Origin of the sequence: Flavobacterium enshiense DK69, from assembly GCF_000498495.1 — a bacterium.
Lineage (GTDB): Bacteria > Bacteroidota > Bacteroidia > Flavobacteriales > Flavobacteriaceae > Flavobacterium > Flavobacterium enshiense.
The window spans coordinates 23,768-45,729 of the sequence record NZ_AVCS01000025.1 but is presented as its reverse complement, the minus strand read 5'-3'; the positions used below and the strand labels follow the sequence as shown (position 1 = coordinate 45,729).

Sequence of the window (21,962 nt, the reverse complement as noted above, 5' to 3'; positions counted from 1 at the left end):
CCAAACCAGTGCTTTATTGCGGATGCAAATATACAATCATTTTCAAGTCTTCCAAATGTTTTGCTGAAAATAATTTAATTTTTTTTAATGTGTTTATCCAAACTTTTGTTTTTCAATAAGATAAGTGGTTAGTATTTTTTCGAATTTCTCGTCTACAGAAACGGGAACGTATTTTATTTTGTATTGCGAACAGGTATTGGCTACTTTTTCAAAATAGGCTTCCGCCAGTTTTTCATAGTCTTTTTTAATGTTTTCGGCAAAGAGGTTTACCTGTTCTCCGGTTTCCACATCAATAAATTTTCTCGGAGCGTTGTCAAAATCAAAATTGAATTCCGTTTTCTTGTCGATAACATGGAACAGAACCACCTTGTGCTTATTGTGTTTTAAATGCTGCAGTGCTTTAAAAAGCCGTTCGTCATCTTCACCCTGAAACATATCGGTGAATAAAATAATCATGGAGCGGCGGTGCATTTTTTCGGCAATATGATGCAAATACGTGATAGTGTCGGTTCTTTTGGCTTCTTTTGGTGTTTGCAAAATCGATTCCAGCTGGTTTAAAAGCATGCGGTGATGACGTTCGCTTCCTTTTTCCGGAGCATAATAATCATAGGTATCGGAATAAATGCTCAGCCCAACGGCATCACGCTGTTTTTTCAGCAGATTCATTAAAACTGCCGAAGCCAGAACAGAAAACCCGATTTTATTTTCATAGAAAAACTGACCGTCTTTCAACTTCGGATAATGCATGGAAGACGAATTGTCAATAATGAGATGGCAACGCAAATTGGTTTCCTCTTCAAAGCGTTTTGTGTACAAACGATCGGTTTTGGCATATAGTTTCCAGTCGATGTGTTTGGTGCTTTCACCGGCATTGTAGATTTTGTGCTCGGCAAATTCGGCAGAAAAACCATGGAACGGACTCTTGTGCATTCCGGAAATGAAGCCCTCTACAATCTGGTTGGCTAAAAGTTCCAAGTGCTCAAAGCGGGATATCTTCTCTATTTGCTTATCTATCTTCATAGTTTCAAAGATAAGAAAAAAGGAGTGATGCAGATTTGGATTTTATTTCCAATATTTGCGCTATTAATACAATTCAAGATGAGTCCGGATACATTACAATCGATTGCCTTTCGCTGGTTTGAAGCGTTCAATGCGAAACAGTTGGAAAAATTATTGGCCCTTTATGATGATGAGGCGCAGCATTTTAGTCCTAAATTAAAAATTCGCAAGCCGGAAACCAACGGATTGGTTGTCGGGAAAGACGCAATGCGAGAATGGTGGCAGGATGCCTTCGATCGTTTGCCGAGCCTACATTATAGAGTAACTTCGTTAACAGCAAATACGGACAGGGTTTTTATGGAATACATTCGTCAGGTAGATGGTGAAGAAGATATGCTGGTAGCTGAAGTCCTGGAAGTTCGTGATGGAAAGATTATTGCCTCAAGAGTTTATCACGGATAAAATTTTATTTATCTGGAGGTAGATCTTCGATTGAATAGAGGAGGGACTAGTTCCCTCTTTTTTTATTCTCTTAATGAAGCATTTTAACGAATATATAAGGAGTTAGGTAGGTAAATACATTATAAAACGAAATGACTTTGTAATTTTGTAATATGGAGTCGAATCGTAAAGGTTTATTAGTCAAGTTTTTAAAAATCTCTTTTGTAGCGATCGCTTCCTTATTGCTTCTTATGTACTTATTGCCGATTTTGTTCCCCGGTAAAATTGGTCAGGAGGTTAGGGGATTGGCAAATAAAAGACTGAAAGGGGAGCTGAATTTTACCAAAGCCAATCTTTCATTCTTCAAACATTTTCCGTCATTAACCTTCACGGTAGAGGATTTCTCTTTAAAAGGATCGGCTCCATTTGCTAAGCAGAATCTGGTTTCTTCGGAAGAAGTCACTTGTGGGATCAGAATTATGCCGCTCATTTTTGGAGGGGAAGTTAAAATTGACCAGATTTTTATTTCCAAAGCCAAAATAGATATCAGAATAAATGAGAAAGGTGAGGCGAATTATAATGTTTATGTTTCTGAAACTAAAAAAGACGAAAAGGATACGTCGACAGCTTCCTTACAGCTTGATAAAATAGTGATTCAGGATAGTCATTTAGTGTATGATGATAAGTCGTCTAAAATTCTCATTGATGCCAAGGGGTTTGATTATGCAGGAAAAGGTGATTTGCATGAAGCGATTTTTGATTTGAAAACCAAAGCGTCCATTACTTCTTTTGACCTTGTTTTCGAAGGGGAAGAATATCTTAAGCATAAAAAAGTGGATGCCGAATTGATTACCCGAATCAATACAAATTCACTGGAATTCGTTTTTCAGCAGAACAATCTGATTTTAAATAAACTGCCAATTGATTTTATCGGAAAACTGAACATCCTTAAGAGTGGTTATGATATTGATTTAAAAGTGAAATCGCAGAACAGCAAATTGCACGATTTTTTTACGGCATTGCCTCCTCAATACATAAAATGGCTGGAACAAACCGAAATTAGTGGTCAAACAGATTTTTTACTGGTCTTTAAAGGAATTTCAGATAAGTCTAAAAACCGAAACCCGGATTTAACGTTTAACATGAAGGTGCGTGATGGTTTTGTTTCGTATAAGAAAGCCAATGTGCCGGCATCGAATATTTATTTGAATTTCGATACAAAAATCCCTGCATTGAATACTGACAATATGTATGTGAAAGTCGATTCGTTGTTTTTTAATGTCGGTAAAGATTATTTCAGCGGGATTGCTGAAGTAAAAGGGTTGGAAACTCCTGATATCGATGCTAAAATCAAATCGCAACTCGATTTAGGAAAACTGCACCGTGCCATTGGGATTCAGAGTATGAGTTTTAAAGGGATTCTGAAATCGGATATCAGAGCAAAAGGAAAATTTGATCAAAAAGCGCGCCTTTTCCCGGTAACAAAAGGTGATTTGGTGTTGCAGAATGCTGCGATTAAAACGGAGTATTATCCGAACCCGATTGAAAATATCAACCTTAATGCTAAAGTTTTGAATACAACCGGGCAGTATAAGGATTTAAAAGTGGCCATAAAACCCGGTCAATTCAATTTTGAAGGAAAGCCAATTTTTATTGATGCTGATCTGGAGAATTTCGATGATGTTGCATACGATATTAAAGCCAATGGGGAATTGGATTTAGGGCGTATTTATAAGGTTTTTTCAAGAGAAGATTTGGATGTGCAGGGCTATGTGAAAGCGGATCTGAGTATGAAGGGAAGGCAAAGTGATGCTGTAAACGGCAATTATAACAGGCTGAACAGTAAAGGTACTTTGGTTTTGCGTGATATCAGAACGAAATCGGATTATCTTCCTTTGCCGTTTGTTATCAAAGAAGGTTTGTTTACCTTTAATCAGAATGACATGCATTTTAAGGATTTCCGTGCGGTTTATGGCCAGTCCGATTTTAGAATGAACGGGAAAATGCAGAATGTCATCAATTTTATCATGTCGGATAATGCTGTTCTGAAAGGGGAATTCACGGTTGATTCAGATTATATTAATGTGGATGAATTTATGACAAAATCGGTGTCTGTAGATTCGGTAAGTGTTGAAGCTTCTGATGAAAATCTTCCGCAACAAGAGACTGTGGGAACAGGTGTTGTGGTGATTCCTCCCAATTACGATTTCGATCTGAAAGCCAGGGCTAAAAAAGTCAATTTTCAGGGATTAAATATTGATAAGCTGAATGGGGGATTAGCGATGAAAGACGGAACGATTAAGATGAAAGATGCCAGGTTTGAGATGATCGGAAGTCCGTTTACGATGAATGCTACTTATGCAGCATTATCAACTCAAAAAGCGGCTTTTGATTATTCGATAAAAGCGGAAGATTTTGATGTCAAAAAAGCATACAATGAAATAAAGATGTTTCGCGAGATGGCTTCTGCGGCTGAAAGTGCTGAAGGAATCGTTTCTTTGGATTATAAGATCGGTGGTCATTTAGATGGGAATATGGATCCTATTTATCCGTCGTTGAAAGGCGGAGGAGTTTTGTCTGTTCGGGATGTGAAAATGAAAGGCTATAAACTGTTTAACACGGTTGGTAGTAAAACAAATCACGATGAGATCAAGGATCCTAAGCTTTCGAAAATAGATATTAAAACTACTGTTAAGAATAACATCATGACGATTGAGCGGTTTAAATTCAAAGTCTCCGGATTCCGTCCGAGAATAGAAGGACAGGTTTCCCTTGACGGAAAACTGAATTTAAAGATGCGCTTGGGATTGCCTCCGTTTGGGATTATAGGGATTCCTATAACTATTACGGGAACGCAGGATAATCCTAAGGTAAAAGTCGGTAGAGAAACCGAAGATTTGGAAGAAAAAGAATATGATGAAGAGATTACCGGTACCGGTGTTGCAGTAAATGACGATATTTTAAATAGTGAACCTTAGATTTATAATACTGACTTGGTTTAAAATCAAATGTTTGGGTTTGCCAGTTTTTCAAAAGAAAACAACTGTATTTTAATTTGTTGGTTTTGAATTGATAAATTTCTGCAAATCGACCATGGGCTGTTGGGAAACCCTTATAAAATTGTTCTGCGGACGGTCCAATACTGCAATCAAAGTTATTACTAAAGAAAAAGAGATTGCTAAGATAAGGGTTGACCATGATCGGGTGGAACCGGCAATGGCCATTTGGTAGCCAACCGAAAACATGGAGAGAACGATGAGGATATAAAGGACTAACCAAAATAGGTTTGGAATCCTGGCCTGCCAAGAGATAGCTACTCTTTTATGGTGCATATTGATCATTTCGTTTACGGATTCAACGTATAGGGCGCCTATATCCGAGTTCAGGTCCTTTTTTCCATTGGAAACGGCTATGTCGAAAAGTTGGTTGTGGATTTTTAAAGACTGGCTGATTGCTTTTTCGATTCTTATTGTTTTCTCTTGAAAAGATTCATGGATTTGGGGAAGATTGACGCGTATGTTCAAATATTCTTTAATTAATTTTTGGCTTTTGCCGCGGTTTGGCTCTTCAAGAAACTCTGATCTTAACCATACGTCCCGAATCGATGCGGCTTCCTCACGTACAATGGCTCTTTTTGTGTCATAACGTTCAGATACGATGTTAAATGTGAAGACCAAAATGAAGGCAAGTAATCCCAAAATAGAACCTGAAATGCCTGATACGGGGGATTCTTTTTCTTCGAGGGATTTTTTGTGGACTTTGGCGCCAATTCGATAGCCTCCCTCAATACAAAGAACCACCAACAGACATGTCAGTAAAAAAAAGAGCCAGATAGGAACATTGTCCAGTGCCATCTTCTAATCTTTCTTAAAAACAGTGGTTAGCACTGTTTAAATTTTATCACTTAAAAGTACGAAAAAATTGCAAAATTATGTTGAAAATGACTGACTTTGTAAGTTTAAATGCCTGATAATTAATTGTAAGGTGTTTAAAAAAGCAGGTGAAAAGAGGAGTGGTAGTTGTTGTGTTTTTTTATTGGGTATAAACAAAAAAACCACTCGTAAAGAGTGGTTTTTGATGTGGTGCCTCCAGGAATCGAACCAGGGACACATGGATTTTCAGTCCATTGCTCTACCAACTGAGCTAAGGCACCATTATGTCTGCTTTCGTTAAGCGTGTGTTGCTTGCTGATTGCGAGTGCAAATATAGAGTCATTTTTCATTTATCCAAAACAATTTTTTAAAAAAATCAATTTGTATCTTTGTTTTCACAATCCAGAAAATATGCTTTTAGCCGTCGATGTGGGGAATACCCGAATTAAAGTTGCTGTCTTTGAGAAACATACCATTTTAACTCAAGATGTTTTTTTGAGAGAAGAGGCGCAAAAAAAAATTGAAAATATTTTTAAAAAAAATCCAAAAATTACAGAATCGGTCCTTTCATCGGTCGGAAAACTCGATGATGAGGTAGTTGATTTGATAAAAAAACATTCAGTTTTGAATGTGATTTCTTCCGAAACCAATTTCCCTTTTCAAAATAATTACGAAACGCCAAAGACATTGGGGGTGGATCGAATGGTTCTTGCTTCCGGCGCAACTCTTATGTATCCGAATCAAAATCGTTTGATAATTGATGCCGGAACCTGCATTACCTATGATTTTGTTACGGCAGACAATATTTATCTGGGTGGGGCCATTTCGCCAGGGCTACGATTGCGTTATGAAGCCCTTCACAATTATACGGCTAAATTGCCGTTACTTGAGTTGGAACAACCGGCTCATTATATTGGAAATTCGACAAAAGAAGCTATTCACTCAGGAGTTGTTAACGGAATTTTAAATGAAATCGACGGATTTGTAAGTCAATACCGTCAGCAATATCAAGTTTTAACAGTAATTTTAACAGGAGGCGATGCCGAATTTTTGGCTAAAAACATAAAAAACACCATATTTGCCAATTCAAATTTTCTTTTGGAGAGTTTGAGCCATTTACACTATTATAAAATCGAAAATGATTAAAAAGATAATTTTAGGCATTAGTTTGCTTTTTTCTGCTGGGCTTTTGGCTCAGGAAAGTGTAGCCTCACCTTATTCGTTCTATGGAATCGGAGATGCTAAGTTTAAAGGAACAAACGAGAACAGGGCCATGGGAAGTGTTGGTGTGTTTGTAGACAGTATTCACATTAACTTGCAAAATCCTGCATCTTATTCATTTTTGAAATATACATCGTTAGCAATTGGTGCTACAAACGTTAAAAGTACTTTTAAAACAGATTCGCAAGAGGAGAAAGCTAACAGAACTTCGATAGATTATCTTGCGATAGGATTGCCTATAGGTAAAGCGGCTGTCGGGTTTGGATTGGTTCCCTATACATCAGTGGGATATAATGTGCAAAATGTCGATGTTTCTGATGAAGATACAAGAACCAGCACCTATGAAGGAGAAGGAGGGCTTAATAAGGTTTTCTTAGGCGGGGCGTACAAGATTACGCCTAAATTGAGTTTCGGTGTGGATTTTCAGTATAATTTCGGAACTGTGGAGACCTCTTCAGTTGTGTTCATAACAGAGCCCCAGGTACCGCTGGGGTCACGAGCTAAAAACAAAACGATTTACAGTGGTTTTGGTATGGTGACAGGATTGTATTATCAGACTAAATTGCAAAATAAGCTGGAATGGTCCAGTAGTTTGACTTATACGCCTCCAACTAATCTGAATGCTGAAAAAACAAGAAACGTTGCTACTGTTTCCTATACGATTAACGGTACCGAAATTGTTAATGATAATGAGGATATTGAGGTGCCGGATGCAAAAATAAAAACGCCTTCAAAAGTGTCTTTGGGTACGGCATTTGGTAAGAGTAAAAAATGGTTTGTAGGTACGGAATTTACGTTCCAGGACAGTAACGATTTAGGGAGTCAGGATAATTTGCCGGGTGCGAGTTTTGAAAGCTCTACGCGATTTGCTGTAGGGGGGTTTTATATTCCTAAATACAATTCATTCACAAGTTATTTTGATCGTGTAGTGTATCGTGCTGGATTCCGATATGAAAATACGGGATTGGTTCTTAATGATAAGACAATTAGGGATACTGCTGTCAGTTTGGGATTTGGGTTTCCAGTAGGAACCAATATTTCCAATATTAACATAGGATTGGAATACGGGAAAAAAGGAACAACAAGCAATAATCTGATTCAGGAAAATTATTTTTCCATCAATGTTGGTTTATCATTGAGCGACCGTTGGTTTGTTAAACCAAAATATGATTAATATAATCTAGGCAGATAGTGAGGGTGTTTCTTAAAAATAGCATAATCATGTTGGTCACTGTATTAGCCGTGACTGTGTTTTTTTCGTGCGAAAGTAATTTTAAGGAAGTAAAGCGAATAAATTCCGTGGCGTTTTCTCCTTCCGGAGAGGCGGATAATGTGGATTTGAAGTATACGGATTCCGGGAAAATCAAAGCGATATTGGTGAGTCCCAAAATGTTGGATTATTCGAATGCGAAATATCCGTTTACCGAGTTTCCTAGAGGGGTTCATGTGACACTTTACGATGATAATCAGAAACAAAGTTTTGTGGATGCCGATTATGCCATTACTTATGCGCGAACGGATATTATCGATTTGCAGGGTAATGTGAAGATAACTTCCAGTGATGGAAAATTGCTTCAAACGGATCAGTTGTATTACGATCAGAAAAATGAATGGTTTTTTACGGAAAAAAACTTTAAGTATACCGATGAAGCCGGCGGTTATTTAGAAGGGCCGGGTGTTGATTTCAGCAGGGATTTCAAGGTTTTTAATATGCAGAATAGTAGGGGAGAAGTAACCAAATTAGAATAGAGATGAAATTTTTACAGTACATACATTACATGTATCTTATAATGGCGGTTTTATTTGTATATGATGGAATTGTCAGAGTGCAGAACAATGAAAATTCGATATTGAGTTTTCTTTTTGCGGCAGCAGCCGTATTTATGTTTTTCTTTAGAAGGCGTTTTTCCGAAAAAATTAAAAATAACAACAAATAATTCAGGATAACAGGGTAAAAAACTTTGTATACTATTTTATTATTTAATAGATAATTGTATTTTCGCCCACTGAACAAAAAATTTAACTAGAATAAAAATGGCAGTTTTATCAAAAATTAGACAACGTTCCATATTGCTTATCGGAGTGATTGGGTTTTGTTTATTAGCATTCGTTGTTGGTGATGTAATCCAAAACGGAGGTTTTAGTCAGACCTCAAGAAATGTAGGGAGCGTAAACGGTGAGGATATTTCGGCTCAGGAATTTTTACAGAGAGTTTCCATGGCAGAGAAAAATGGCCAGGGAATGAGTAATACTCAGGCTGCAAATGGAGTTTGGGATCAGGAAGTAAAAAGAATTCTTTTAGAGGGAGAGTACGAAAAATTAGGTTTGAAAATTGGAAAGGACCAGTTGTTAAACGTAATGAAGCAAAATCCTAACTTTGCTCAAAATCCTCAGTTTTTAAATTCTGCCGGAATTTTTGACATTAATAAATTCAATGAATATTTAGCGACTATTAAAAGTTCTCAGCCGGAGCAGTGGAATGCTTGGTTAGACTTTGAAAAACAAGTTGAGCAAATGGCAACTGAGCAGATGTATACAACCATGATCAAATCAGGATTGGTGACTACCAAAGTTGAGGCTAAAGCGGCTTACGCCAATGAGAACGACAAAATAGATTTTGACTTTGTAACGGTTGCTTATTCTACAATTAAAGACGATCAGGTAAAAGTTTCTGATTCTGAAATCATGGATTACATGAAGAAGAACGAGAAAAAATATAAGTCTGAAAATTCAAGAGATATCGAGTTCGTTTTCATCGAAAATAAACCTTCTGCAGCTGACGAAGCTGAAATGAAAACTACTATCAATGGTTTGTTGTCAGGAAGAGTTGTTTATAATGATAAAACAGGTAAAAACGATACATTGCCTGGATTTAAAGCAGCTGTTAACGCTGAAGAGTTTGTAAATGCAAATTCGGACATCAAATATGATTCTTCATATATTGCTAAAAAAGATTTACCGTTAGAAAACCAAGAACAATTATTCAACTTGCCTCAAGGAGAAGTTTTTGGACCGTACATTCACAATGGTCACTACTGTTTATCTAAAATGCTAGGAAGACAATCAGGTTCTTCAGCAAAAGTTAGCCATATTTTACTTTCTTATGAAGGAAGCAAAGCACCTGCAGCTGTTAAACGTACTAAAGAAGAGGCAAAAGCAAAAGCAGATGAATTATTGGCTCAGGTTAAAGCTAATCCGGGAAGCTTCCCAATGTTAGCGATGATGAATACAGATGATACTGGTTCTAAACAAAACGGTGGATCTTATGATAACGTTACTAAAGGTCAGATGGTAAAACCATTTAATGATTTCTTATTCAATAATCCTGTTGGAGCAATGGGAATCGTTGAAACGGAATTCGGTTACCATGTTATTAAAGTTGACGCTAAATATGATGCAGTAAGATTAGCTACAGTTGCTAGAAAAATTGAGCCGTCTGAAACTACTGCAGATCAGATCTATACAAAAGCTACTAAATTTGAAGCTGACGCTAACGAAAAAGATTTCGCAGCTGTTGCAAAAGAAGCTAAGTTAACTGTTAAACCGGCATCGGTTAAAGGTACGGATGAGTATCTTCCAGAAGTTGGAGCTCAAAGATCGGTTGTTTCTTGGGCATTTAACAAGGACACTGAGGTAGGTGATGTTAAGAAATTTGACAATATGCAAGGACACATCATTGCCAGAGTTAAAGCTAAAAACGAAACTGGACTTATGTCAGTGGAGCAGGCAAAAGCTATGGTGGAGCCTATCTTGAAAAATAAAAAGAAAGCTGAGTTGATCAAGGCTAAGATGGTTGGTTCTACATTAGAAGCTGTAGCACAGAAATCGGGTGCTACTGTGTCAAACGCTGTAGCGGTAGCTCTTGCTAATCCATCTATTACAAACGTAGGTTATGAACCGAAAGTTGTTGGTAAAGCATTTGGATTAGGTGCAGGTAAGACTTCTAAATTGATCGATGGTGAAATGGGAGTTTATATGATCAGAACAAAAGCAGTTGCAAAAGCACCAGCTTTACCTGATTACGCTACTTATGTAACAAGACTAAAATCTCAAAGTCAAGGTTCAGCTTCAGGAAGAGCAGTTATGGCTCTTAAGAATGCTGCTACTATCGAAGATAACAGAGTAGAATTTCAATAAGAACAATCACTAATTGAATATAAATAAAAAAAACGCTCCTGAAAAGGAGCGTTTTTTTTATTTTATCATATCCCTGTAAGGAACTATAATTGTAAAACCTTTTGTTTGAAAATAAGGTGTGGGGTTTTCTTCAGATATGGCTAAGATAAAATCGCCGCCCCAGGCTCCCAAACTTTTTATGCCTCCGGTAAAATCCGAAAAAAAGGCTTCTTTAACCGTTTGCATTTCCAGGACATCAGACATGATTATTTCATGGTGATTAAGCGCCGCCGAAAACTCCAAAAGGCTTTTAGTATTTATTATGATGTTTGTAATCGCATCTATTTTTTCAATGATATTTGCCATTTGTGGCCGTTTCTTATAGTAAAATGCTATGGCTTCTTTACTGTTTTGTTTCTGATTTAAATACACAAAGTAAAGATTGTTGGCAAAGATTGGATTAAAAGAAACTGACTCGATTATAGGTTTATCATTTTCCAGGCTGTACAAGATAGGCGAATCGTTTTGTGCACAGGCAATATCATACCCGCTGCCCCCGAAGCTTTCTCTCAACAGTTCAAAGGCGTCGATTTTCAACCACTGAGCTATGTTGTTTATGAGTGTGGAAGAAGTTCCCAAACCCCAAAATCTCGGAAAAGTCAATTCGGTGGTTACAGTGTAGCCATCTGAATTACTAAGGAAATCATTATTTTGAAGATAAGCTTGGTGTAAGATTTCGATCAGGGTTTTTTTTATCCCTTGAGACGCATCAAAACTTGTTTTGTGCTTTATATCATCAAATAAAATAGTGTCTTCAAACCAAACCGAGCCGTCTGCGTCAAAGCTCTTCCAGGAAATAATTTGGTTTTTTCCGGGTGAAACGTGGAGATATTGCCCTGATTTTGTAGGTAAGGCCAATGCCTTTGCGCCATCAAGAACCGAATATTCTCCTGTTATAAGCAGTTTGCCGTTACTGTAAAATGTTTGTTGCACAATTTGTTATTTTCTGATTTCTTCCAAATAGGCAACGACAGCTGAATGGGAAACCGTATGTTTATCAAAGTGTTTCACTACCTGTTTTCGTTCCTCTTCATTGGCATTGAACTGATTTAAAATATTCATCAGGTGCATTTTCATATGCCCTTGCTGGATTCCGGTTGTGGTCAACGAACGCAATGCGGCAAAATTTTGTGCCAAGCCTGCAACTGCTACAATTTGCATTAATTCATGTGCGGACGGGTTACCCAACATTTCCATCGACATTTTAACGAGTGGATGCAGGTTCGTCAATCCACCAACGGTCCCTAAAGCCAATGGGATTTCCATCCAAAAAGTAAAAACGCCGTTTTCCACTTTGGCGTGAGAAAGACTGGAATATTTTCCGTTTCGGGACGCATAGGCATGTACGCCGGCCTCTACGGCTCTAAAATCGTTTCCGGTGGCCAAAACCACCGCGTCAATTCCGTTCATGATGCCTTTGTTGTGTGTCACTGCGCGGAAAGGTTCTACTTCGGCTATCTGAACAGCACGTATAAATTTTTCGGCGAATTCTTCCTGAGAAATGTGTTTGTCTTCCTTTAGTTCGGAAACCAGACAGGAAACTTCGGCTCTGACAATACAGTTAGGAACGTAGTTTGACAAAATACTCATTACAACCTGAATATTTTTTTCTTCTTCAGATAATAAAGTGCTTTTTTGAGCTTCGTCTTTTAATGTTTTGGCAAATTGTTCCAGACAGGAATTGATGAAATTTGCGCCCATGCTGTCCTTGGTTTCAAAGTTCACATGCAATTGGTAATAGTCTTCTAATTCACTTGTTTTGTCGCGTAGTTCAATATCTAAAATTCCACCGCCTCTTTTTTGCATGTTTTTGGTGAGGCTTTCAGTTTCACTGAAAAACTTAGGTTTGATTTCTTTTATGAATTGTACAAGGCTTTCTTTATTTCCGGTGTAGATAAAATGAACCTGGCCGATTTTCTCAGAGTTGATTACCGAAGCTTTAAATCCTCCACGATGCGACCAAAATTTAGCAGCCTTAGAAGCAGCAGCCACAACGGAACTTTCTTCTATGGCCATCGGGATGGTATAGTTTTTTCCGTTGATTAAAAAATTTGGGGCTACACCTAGCGGCAAATAGAAATTGGTAATGGTATTTTCGATGAATTCATCATGAAGTTTTTGTAAATCAGCATCTGAATTCCAATATTTTTTTAATGTTTTTATTGCTTCTTCCGGATTCGAAAAGTGTGTGTTTGCAATCCAATTTATTTTTTCGTCTTTCGATAGTTTCGAAAAACCGCTAACTGCTTTTGTCATTTTATTTCAGTTGAATACTTTTGAGTGCAAAGATACATTTTCAGGTATTATAAATTAATTTTTCAATTTATTAGTCCATTTGAGAATTGCATTTTCAAGTACCTTTTTTTCAATTGGTTTAGTTATATAGTCATTCATTCCCATGGATTTGCACAATTCTTCTTCACCTTCAATAATCCCGGCCGTTAGTGCTATAATAATGGAGTCTTTGTCCTTTTTTCGAATTTTTTGAGTGGCTTCATATCCGTTCATTAACGGCATTTGGATATCCATCAATATAATTTCAGGATGATGACGTTCAAATTGTTCCACTGCTTCAATACCGTTCACTGCTTCTAAAATAATTGCGTTCGGGAGGATTTTCTGAATCAGTGTTTTTGAAAGCAACATGTTGATTTTGTTATCCTCAACGATAAGTACTTTGTAGGTGGTGTCTATTACAATGGCATCAGCGTCTTTTACTTTTTGTGGATGCGTTTCTTGTGTTTCTTTGTTATTGATTTGGTTGAGGACATGTTGTAATACATGTATTTTAACCGGTTTTACAACTGGTTTTATAATCGTGTTTTTAGGGTATTTAATTTCTGTCGAATTTGAATTTTGCATGAGAATGATTGGTTTTTCAAATTTTGATAGTTCATCAAGTCCTTTTTTTCCAATCAGTTCATAATCTGCCAAGAACAAATCGATTTCTGGGGCGTATTTATAAGCATTCTGATAGTTTTTATTGACAAGCGATGCGATGTTATAGTGGTTCATCATTCGTTGGATAACCTGACAATTGCTTGCATTATCATCTATCAGTAAAATTTTGGCTATTTTATTGTTTTCGAGCTCATTCAGTGAACCGCATGGTTTTGCTTTTACTTCCAAATCAAAGAAGAATATGGTGCCTCCTGTCGGACGGTCTTCGATTTGAAGTCCGCTGTTCATCAAGCGCAACAGGCTTTCTGAAATTGGGATGCCAAGCCCGGTACCACCATACTTTCGGGTAGTCGAGTTGTCTTCCTGTGAAAACGCCTCGAATATTTTCTTTTTATTTTCCGGACGTATTCCAATACCCGTGTCTTTTACCGAGAACTTCATTCGGAATTGGTCATCATGCACCGGTTGGTGTTTGATTTCAAGTTCTATTTCGCCTTCCTGAGTGAATTTAATGGCATTGGAAAGCAAGTTGATCAGAATTTGTTTCAGTCGGATTTCATCAATCCAGATGAGGCAGGGGATGTTTTCATCAATATTGACAATAAGATCGAGTTTCTTTTCGTGTGCCGAATATTTAACCATATCAACAATCTGATTGATCAGGTCGTGTAAATTCGTTTTTGTGATGTAAAGTTCGAGTTTTCCGGCTTCAATTTTGGAAAGATCCAGAATGTCGTTTACTATTTCCAGCAGGGCATCGGCCGACTGGTTTACGGTCACCATATATTGTTCCTGTACGGAAGTCAGATTTGATTTCAATAACAGATTACTGAAGCCGATGATGCCGTTTAACGGTGTTCGGATTTCGTGGCTCATGTTGGCCAGGAATTGTGTTTTTGCTTTGTTGGCCGCTTGTGCAACTTCTTTTTCCTTGATTGCATCTTCCATCTTTCTTCTTTCAGTGGTCTCGATTATAACGCCTTCAAGGTGCGGTATTTCATTCTCAGTGGCGATAACCTCACCGTATTCGTCTATCCAGGCAATTTCTCCGCTTTTTTTGACAAGGCGGCAGGAAATATGGAAAGGAACCCCATTTTTTACGGCATCATCTATCTCTCTTCGAATCCGATCTCTTTCCTCAGGGTGATACAATTCAAAGATGTCTATTTTACCTTCAAAAAATTCTTCTCTGGAATAGCCTGTTAATTTTTCAATTTCATCGTTCAGGAAAAGTTTGGTTCTTTCGGGATTGTATTTAACCATATATACCGTTGCTGGAATATTGTTTGCTAACAAACGGAATTTTTCTTCACTTTCAGTTATGGCTTTTTCGTTATTGATTCGCTCGATTGTAGAGGCAAAATTGTTTGTGAAGGTCTGTAGGATGTTTATTTCATCTACTGCCCACTCTCTTTCAGTGGTGCAGTCATCCAAACCGATAAACCCATACAGTACATTTTTTATGAACAATGGTAAGATTAGGAAGGATTTTACATTCTGATTTTCCAAAATGGTTTTAATCTCTCCGTCATTCATTTTTTTTACAATTGCCTGGTATGGTTTGTTTTCAAGAAGGTCATTCGCAAATTTAGGATATTCAGAAAGTGGGAAATTGTGCAGTTTATGATTTTCTATTTTGTTGAATTCCGTATTTCTGACCCATTGCAAACGCTGGCTGATACGATTTGTTTTGGAGTCATTTTCAAAGTAATACAATCGGTCTGCTTTTGTTGCCTCACCGACATAACCCATCGACTTTTCGAAAATTTCATTTAAGCTGTTACTTTTTAACAGTTCTTCAGTCGTTTTTGAAATAGAGGACAGAACCTCGCTCTTGTAAACGATAAGTTCTTCAGCGCTTTTTCTTTTCAGGGTCTCAATAGCCAGGGCGATGATATCCGAAACGGTTCTGGCAAAATTGATTTCATCAGTTGTCCAGTTTCTTATTTCCTTGGTGTTTTCATAGCAGGTGATTCCCTTCAGTTCTCCTGAAACATAAATAGGGAAATCCAGTAAGGATTTGATATCAAATTTTTCAAAATAATTACCCATAAATTCAACCGTAATCGGATCGGTTTTGACATCGGAAGCTACAATAAAAGGCCTGGTCTCTATGGCGCTGAAATATCGCGGGAAGTCGGCTTTCTGTAAAGCAATAGCATTTGAAAAAGTGTTATTGTCCTTTTCATACAGAGAAAACAGTTCGACCCCAATTTCCGTTTTATTCCATAAACTTACCCGGCTTACATCCAATGCTAGTGCGGCTTCTTTGATAATATGCTGGATCAGTTTTTCCTGGCTTCCGTAAGTAAAGAAATTCAGTGTATAGAGTTGATTCAACGTTTGGTTTAACAATAGGTTTTTTTTCTGGCGTAAACTTTCTTCGATCTCTATTTTCTTTAGTTTGGTGATGTCCCTTACGATTGCGGAATAACCTGCGATTTTTCCATTTTCGTCTTTTTTTACGGTAACTTTCTGAGATACCCACATTTCTTCGCCATCGCTTTTTAAAATCGGAAACTCGATAATGTCAAAATCTGCCTGGCTTCCACTTTGTCTTATGTAGAAATCTTCAATGGTCTTCGAATGTTCCGGTTTGATGAGGGTTGAAAAATGCTTTCCGATGAAAAACTCCGTCGGGTAACCTAACGACTTTTCGGCAAATTGATTCACAAAAGTGAAAAATCCTTTTTTGTCTACCTCGAAAATAATATCGGAAGCAAACTGAACCAGATTTCGGTATTGTTCCTCCACCATTATTTTGCCGGTGATGTCCTGCCCGTTGGCAACAAAGAGATTGTCGCTGTATTTTTGATCGGTCCACTGAATGTATTTGTATGTGCCGTTTTTGCATTTCAGTTTTCGTGTATATAGCGAATCAGGAACATAGACGTCGTTGTAGTCAATATCCTGAAATTCGGTGTCTTGAGTAAGTTTCCAGAAATTTTCGCCCATAACTTCTTCCGGTGTGTATCCTAAAATCTTTTCGATTGATTTTCCGCAGAAGGTCAGTCTTCCTTTTCTGTCAGTTGCTATGGTTAATGAGTTCGAGTTGTTGATAATGCTGTTTGAAAATAAAAACTTGTCGTTGTTGTTTAAGATGGAAATACGTCTGGCGTAATTAATGACCAAAACAATAAAGGAAGTGTTGATTAAGGTGATGATTTGTTCTGTTTCCGCAGGGATATTGAAAAGTAAAATCAGAAGGGAGGCCAGTAGCGCAATCACAAAGGCTGTATATTGTTTTACATTTTTAAACGCACTATATGAGAAAAATAAAATCAGTAAAAACTCAGTATAGGTGATTAAGTCGAAAGGTTGTGAAGCAATTTTAGTAATGATATGTATAGAATAGCTGACTAAAATCAGAATAAATAAAGGTCTGAGATATTTGTCAAGCAGAGTAGATTTCTTGGATATTATATAAAGGGAAATGAAGAGTAGCCCTATGAATAGGTTAGCTATTAATTCAGAGTTAGGGCGCTTTATAAAATAAAGGTTTATGATTTCGGTAAGAGGAAAAATGATTCCCAAAAAGAAAAAGAAAGTCTGTATTTCTTTATTGTCTTCCCCTGTTTCTGAAAAATGCTTGATAAAATCTTTATTGTAGGTGGAAGCGCGGTCAAAGATTAATTTCATGAACAGCCCAATGAAACAGAATACAGGAAGCAGGAACCACCACTTAAAGTAATACGGAGTGTCAATCCTAAAAGTATATGATACAGGAGAACTTTTTATATTCCCAAGGTTGTCGACCAATCTTACCTGAAAGGTATAAAATCCGTATTTTAAATTGGAATAGGTTACCTCATTGGATTTGGAAGGGGGTGACCAATTTTGATCTGTTCCTTTTAAAAGAAAAGAATACATTAGCTCCTCATCTTCTAAATAATTAACCACTCCAAAAGTAAACGTGAGTTGGTTTTCCTGTGGATTAAAGATATAGCCTTGTCTTGGGATATTAAACCAATAGCCGTCTGTTGCATCGGAGTTTTTCCAGCTTTTGGATTGTTTGAAAACGTCGATATTGGTTATTTTTAATACCGGAGCGGATTTTGCCTTCGGGGTGTAGTTTGTTAAATAGATGTAAAGACCGTTGGCGGTCCCAAAAAACAGATTTCCGTCGCTGTCCTGTGTTTCTGCCCTAGCATTGGTTTCCAAACCAGTGAACCCGTTTTCCGAATTATAGTTTAAGATGTTTTTGATTGTTCCGTCTTCGTCAACTTTGATTTTTGAGATCCCAAGGTTATGTCCTGTATAAACAGCTCCTTTTTTATCTGCCGAAAGTGTAAAAATAAATGTTGATGTAAGGCCATTTTTTGTGGTGTATTTTTTAATCTTTTTTTTGTTTACATAGTAAAGGCCGTCTCCACTGGCAAACCAAAAATTACCAAAACTGTCTTTGCAGGAGGTATTAATGGTTTTGCGGATAATTGGTTTAACGGAAAAAGTATTGGTTATAGTTTCAGAAAGAAGGTATAGGCCAGTGTATGTTCCTATGTACCATTGTTTTTCATTTAGCGGTTCCAGTGTGGTTACATTCTGGGATTCAAAAAGGTCGATGGATTTAATGAGATTCTCATTTTCGTCCAATAAAAGCAGTCCTTTTGAATAACCAACGAAATATCGTTTTTGATTATCCTGCCAGATAAATCTAATGGATTTTTCTTCGGGGAGTTTTGCATTGATGGGCAACGGGATGAGACGGCCTTCAGCAATTTTGAATAGGCCGTTTCTGGATCCGGCCAGGATTTCTTTTTTATGATTTTCGTATAAAGCTGTTGCTCTTTCGAGCTGCGGGTATTTTCTTTTGAGCTTAAGATCCCCGTTTTGGTCGGGCTCGAAATAAAAGACTCCATCGCTAACTGTTCCTGTATAAATCCCTTTTTCTGTGTTTAGAATGGAAAATATATACGGAGTATTTAATTCCGGGACATTATTGTAATTGTAGAAGATTTGCGAGTGTGTTCTGTACAATCCGGTGCCGTAAGTACCGAGGTAGAGTTGACTGCTTTTGTCCTGAAACATGCACAATACATTTTCTCCCGTAAAACCGTTTGTATTGTTGATAAAACTAAGGATGTCTTTTTTGTACATGGCCAATCCTTGTTTTTTGTCACCAGCCATCCACACAAAACCACTTCTTCCAAGCAGCATTTTTTTGATGAAAAAAGCTTCTTTATTGGGAAGGATAATTTTGCTTTCCAATTGAGTGTCATATGTGCCTTTTGCCAGGTAGGAGAGTTTCCAGACTTCGCCTTTATGGTTTCCTATCAAGGCTTTGTCCTTGTCTATGGATACTATGCAGGTGTATCCTGAAAACTGTTCTGGTTTAAATGAGCTTGCTGAATTGTTTTCAATTTTTAAAAGCCCTTCGTCGGTTCCGACAAAAATGGTAAAGTACTTGTCGCAAAAAACGGAATTTATAATTGTAGGTTTGTCAAATTTGGCAATGGGTTCAATGGAATAATCCTTTCTAAGCAAGAACACTTCTTTCTGTGTAAAACAATAAACACCATTTGGAGTTGTATAAAGCCGTTGCACAAAGTCTCCTTTAAAGGAAGAATTATTTTGATTAAAATCTTTAATAAACTCTTTTCCGTTATAAACCAATAGTCCGCTGTATTTTGTTGAAACTATGATATTAGCGTTGGTATCTTCAACTAAATCGGTTACGAAAAATCCTTCACTTTTTTTTGATTTATCAATGATGTCGAAATTTTTTCCGTCATATCGGACCAAACCGGCACCGTCGGTACCAATCCATATCAGGTTGCGGCTGTCCTGAATTACAGCAAAGACAGTTGAAGAAGGAAGTCCATTTTTCTGATTAAGTATTTCATAATCAAAAACTTGTCCAAAGGCGCCTTGGATGAAAAACAGAAGATAGATACAAAACGCCGCTTTTTTAATCATAGTTACGATTATTGTCTTTTGTTGGGAGGTTTAAAATAGTAATAAATTAATTGATTTCCTACAGCCTGTAGTTCAAATTTTTTGATGAAGTATTTTTTGTCGATAAAGGGTAAAAAAAACCGACGTGCAAACAGTGGATTGTTGTGAGTATTTTATCCATTTAACAAATTAAATTGCGTTAATTGATAAAATTTCACTAAAATTGGGGGTTTTTTTACCATCAAATTTATGAAAAATACTTTTAAATGTTTGTTTTTGTTTGTGTTAGCATCGTTTTCGGCGATGGCACAACAAAAAATCACCCTTGAAGAAATTTGGGGAGGTGCTTTCAGGACGCAGGGAATGACTGCTTTGGAAGCAATGAAAAATACCAATCAGTACACGGTGCTTAATTTTGACCGTGCTACCAAGTCTTCACAAATCGATTTGTACGATTTTGCAACTTTGGAGAAGGTGGCAACTTTGATTGATTCCAAAAATTTTAAGGAATTGGAAGGGGTTGACAGTTACAAGTTCAGTAAGGACGAAAAGAAAATTCTGATTGCTAATCACACTGATCATATTTTCCGTCATTCATTTGTTGCTGATTATTTTATTTATGATATCGCATCAAAATCATTGACAAAATTAGCTGACTTCAAAGTACAGGAGCCTACTTTTTCTCCTGATGGTTCAAAAATCGGATATGTTTATCAGAATAATTTATACGTATACGATTTAGCGGCTAAAAAGCATACTCAGATTACTACTGACGGAAAGAAAAATGCCATAATTAATGGTGTTACTGACTGGGTTTACGAAGAAGAATTCGCTTTTGTGCGTGCTTTCGACTGGAATGCAGCCAGCGACAAGATCGGTTTTATCCGTTTTGACGAATCACAGGTTCCTGAATTCTCTATGGACATGTATCTTCAGGGATTATATCCAACTCAAAATGTTTTCAAATACCCGAAAGCAGGTGATAAAAATGCTTTGGTTTCGTTGCATGTTTATGATGTGAAATCGGCGACAACCAAAAAAATAAACTTAGATAAATACAACGATTTTTATATTGCCAGAATTGAGTGGACTAACGATGCAAACACGTTGAGTGCCCAGATTCTAAACCGTCACCAGGATAATCTGGACTTGTTGTTTGTCGACGGTAATTCAGGTGCAACCCGTGTTGTATTGAATGAAAAAGACAAAGCTTACATAGCAGTTACCGATAATTTAACGTTCCTGAAAGACAACAGTTTTATCTGGACGAGCGAAAAAGATGGTTTCAACCACATTTACCACTACGATAAAAATGGTAAGCTTAAAAAACAAGTTACAACTGGTAAATGGGAGGTGACTTCTTATTACGGTTTCGACGAGAAAAATGGTACAATCTTCTTCCAGTCTACAGAAAATGGTTCAATCAACCGCGATGTGTACAGTATCAAATTAAACGGTTCTTCCAAAACACGTTTAACAGCACAAACAGGGACTAACAGTGCTACATTCAGTCCAAATTTCCAATACTTCATCAATGCCTATTCAAGCGCTAAAAATGCGCCTAAATATACTTTGAACGAAGCCAAATCCGGAAAATTGATCAAAACCATTGTTTCTAATGAAGCTTTGGAAACGAAATTGGCTAAATACGATTTGCCTTCAAAAGAGTTCATGGAAATAACTACTGTAAAAGGTCATAAGCTAAATACCTGGATGATCAAACCGAAAGATTTTGATGCAACCAAAAAGTACCCGGTATTAATGTACCAATATTCAGGGCCTGGTTCACAACAAGTGAATAATGATTGGAGCAATTCTGATGATTATTGGTTTATGATGTTGGCACAACAGGGTTATATCGTTGCTTGCGTTGACGGTCGCGGAACCGGTTTTAAAGGTGCTGATTTCCAAAAATGCACTCAAAAAGAGTTAGGCAAATTTGAATTGGAAGATCAAGTAGATGCTGCTAAAGTTTTCGGATCATATGCTTATGTTGATAAATCCAGAATCGGAATTTTTGGTTGGTCTTACGGAGGATTCATGGCTGCAAATTGTATTTTCCAGGGAGCTGACGTGTTTAAAACAGCTATTGCTGTGGCGCCGGTAACAAGCTGGAGAAATTACGATACAATTTATACTGAAAGATACATGCAGACACCACAGGAAAACGCAAGTGGATATGACAATAATTCACCAATCACCCACGTAAGTAAATTAAAAGGAAATCTACTTGTGGTTCACGGAACAGGTGATGATAACGTTCACGTTCAGAATACTATGAAAATGGTTGAAGCGTTGGTGCAGGCAAACAAACAATTCGATTTGATGCTTTATCCGGACAAAAATCACGGAATATACGGTGGAAAAACACGTTTACAGTTGTATACGAAAATGACCAACTTCCTTAAAGAAAAATTATAATACTAACTAAATACCAAAAACAGAAACAAAAGAAAA

General features: G+C 37.2%; 12 protein-coding genes and 1 tRNA gene. 7 read left to right on the top strand and 6 right to left on the bottom strand.

Features of this window, described 5'->3' with window-relative positions; all coding sequences use genetic code 11:
• Positions 1 to 93 precede the first annotated feature (93 nt).
• Positions 94 to 1,020 carry a DUF58 domain-containing protein gene (locus FEDK69T_RS13170; RefSeq protein WP_023574670.1) on the bottom strand — a complete coding sequence of 309 codons (927 nt, stop codon included), beginning with the start codon at positions 1,018 to 1,020 and terminating at the stop codon, positions 94 to 96.
• A gap of 78 nt (positions 1,021 to 1,098) precedes the next feature.
• Here FEDK69T_RS13170 and FEDK69T_RS13165 point away from each other — a divergent pair, with 78 nt between their 5' ends.
• Together FEDK69T_RS13165 and FEDK69T_RS13160 are read left to right on the top strand one after the other, a co-directional pair.
• Positions 1,099 to 1,461: a nuclear transport factor 2 family protein gene (locus tag FEDK69T_RS13165; RefSeq protein WP_035630720.1), complete on the top strand. Its 363-nt coding sequence runs from the start codon at positions 1,099 to 1,101 to the stop codon at positions 1,459 to 1,461.
• 152 nt (positions 1,462 to 1,613) lie between these two features.
• Positions 1,614 to 4,418 (top strand): AsmA family protein, encoded by a 2,805-nt coding sequence (locus FEDK69T_RS13160; RefSeq protein ID WP_023574668.1) that lies wholly within the window; start codon positions 1,614 to 1,616, stop codon positions 4,416 to 4,418.
• Positions 4,419 to 4,490: 72 nt separating this feature from the next.
• Here the strand turns inward: FEDK69T_RS13160 and FEDK69T_RS13155 are convergent, their stop codons facing one another.
• Together FEDK69T_RS13155 and FEDK69T_RS13150 are read right to left on the bottom strand one after the other, a co-directional pair.
• Positions 4,491 to 5,294 carry a bestrophin-like domain gene (locus FEDK69T_RS13155; protein ID WP_023574667.1) on the bottom strand — a complete coding sequence of 268 codons (804 nt, stop codon included), beginning with the start codon at positions 5,292 to 5,294 and terminating at the stop codon, positions 4,491 to 4,493.
• A gap of 226 nt (positions 5,295 to 5,520) precedes the next feature.
• A tRNA-Phe gene (locus tag FEDK69T_RS13150) sits at positions 5,521 to 5,593 on the bottom strand.
• Positions 5,594 to 5,723: 130 nt separating this feature from the next.
• Here FEDK69T_RS13150 and FEDK69T_RS13145 point away from each other — a divergent pair.
• The 4 genes from FEDK69T_RS13145 (at position 5,724) to FEDK69T_RS13125 (ending at position 10,670) form a co-directional block, all read left to right on the top strand.
• Entirely contained in the window at positions 5,724 to 6,458 is a 735-nt protein-coding gene (locus FEDK69T_RS13145) for a type III pantothenate kinase (protein ID WP_035630719.1), read from the top strand.
• The gene (locus tag FEDK69T_RS13140; RefSeq protein WP_035630718.1) at positions 6,451 to 7,707 is read left to right on the top strand and encodes an OmpP1/FadL family transporter; all 1,257 of its coding nucleotides are present in this window, start codon (positions 6,451 to 6,453) and stop codon (positions 7,705 to 7,707) included. Before FEDK69T_RS13145 ends, FEDK69T_RS13140 begins: the two co-directional genes overlap by 8 nt.
• 47 nt (positions 7,708 to 7,754) lie before the next feature.
• Entirely contained in the window at positions 7,755 to 8,282 is a 528-nt protein-coding gene (gene lptC, locus FEDK69T_RS13135; protein WP_023574665.1) for an LPS export ABC transporter periplasmic protein LptC, read from the top strand.
• A 285-nt stretch (positions 8,283 to 8,567) separates the two neighbouring features.
• A complete protein-coding gene (locus tag FEDK69T_RS13125) occupies positions 8,568 to 10,670 on the top strand; it encodes a peptidylprolyl isomerase (protein ID WP_023574663.1) in 2,103 nt (700 codons plus the stop codon).
• Positions 10,671 to 10,727: 57 nt separating this feature from the next.
• On the opposite strand, the gene FEDK69T_RS13120 is transcribed toward FEDK69T_RS13125, so the two are convergent.
• From FEDK69T_RS13120 to FEDK69T_RS13110, 3 genes are read right to left on the bottom strand one after another with little or no spacing between them, the layout of a single operon-like run.
• Positions 10,728 to 11,642 carry a GYDIA family GHMP kinase gene (locus tag FEDK69T_RS13120; protein ID WP_023574662.1) on the bottom strand — a complete coding sequence of 305 codons (915 nt, stop codon included), beginning with the start codon at positions 11,640 to 11,642 and terminating at the stop codon, positions 10,728 to 10,730.
• Between the two features lie 6 nt (positions 11,643 to 11,648).
• Positions 11,649 to 12,965: a hydroxymethylglutaryl-CoA reductase, degradative gene (locus FEDK69T_RS13115; RefSeq protein WP_023574661.1), complete on the bottom strand. Its 1,317-nt coding sequence runs from the start codon at positions 12,963 to 12,965 to the stop codon at positions 11,649 to 11,651.
• A gap of 54 nt (positions 12,966 to 13,019) precedes the next feature.
• Positions 13,020 to 19,526, bottom strand: coding sequence for a PAS domain S-box protein (locus tag FEDK69T_RS13110; RefSeq protein WP_023574660.1), 6,507 nt, complete (start codon positions 19,524 to 19,526; stop codon positions 13,020 to 13,022).
• Between the two features lie 228 nt (positions 19,527 to 19,754).
• Here FEDK69T_RS13110 and FEDK69T_RS13105 point away from each other — a divergent pair, with 228 nt between their 5' ends.
• Positions 19,755 to 21,926, top strand: coding sequence for a S9 family peptidase (locus FEDK69T_RS13105; protein WP_023574659.1), 2,172 nt, complete (start codon positions 19,755 to 19,757; stop codon positions 21,924 to 21,926).
• Positions 21,927 to 21,962 lie beyond the last annotated feature (36 nt).

Coding starts and splice junctions, on each gene's coding strand:
- FEDK69T_RS13115 (WP_023574661.1), bottom strand. CDS start 12,965: ATGACAAAAGCAGTTAGCGGTTTTTCGAAACTATCGAAAGACGAAAAA.
- FEDK69T_RS13145 (WP_035630719.1), top strand. CDS start 5,724: ATGCTTTTAGCCGTCGATGTGGGGAATACCCGAATTAAAGTTGCTGTC.
- FEDK69T_RS13170 (WP_023574670.1), bottom strand. CDS start 1,020: ATGAAGATAGATAAGCAAATAGAGAAGATATCCCGCTTTGAGCACTTG.
- FEDK69T_RS13125 (WP_023574663.1), top strand. CDS start 8,568: ATGGCAGTTTTATCAAAAATTAGACAACGTTCCATATTGCTTATCGGA.
- lptC (WP_023574665.1), top strand. CDS start 7,755: ATGTTGGTCACTGTATTAGCCGTGACTGTGTTTTTTTCGTGCGAAAGT.
- FEDK69T_RS13105 (WP_023574659.1), top strand. CDS start 19,755: ATGAAAAATACTTTTAAATGTTTGTTTTTGTTTGTGTTAGCATCGTTT.
- FEDK69T_RS13110 (WP_023574660.1), bottom strand. CDS start 19,526: ATGATTAAAAAAGCGGCGTTTTGTATCTATCTTCTGTTTTTCATCCAA.
- FEDK69T_RS13160 (WP_023574668.1), top strand. CDS start 1,614: ATGGAGTCGAATCGTAAAGGTTTATTAGTCAAGTTTTTAAAAATCTCT.
- FEDK69T_RS13140 (WP_035630718.1), top strand. CDS start 6,451: ATGATTAAAAAGATAATTTTAGGCATTAGTTTGCTTTTTTCTGCTGGG.
- FEDK69T_RS13165 (WP_035630720.1), top strand. CDS start 1,099: ATGAGTCCGGATACATTACAATCGATTGCCTTTCGCTGGTTTGAAGCG.
- FEDK69T_RS13155 (WP_023574667.1), bottom strand. CDS start 5,294: ATGGCACTGGACAATGTTCCTATCTGGCTCTTTTTTTTACTGACATGT.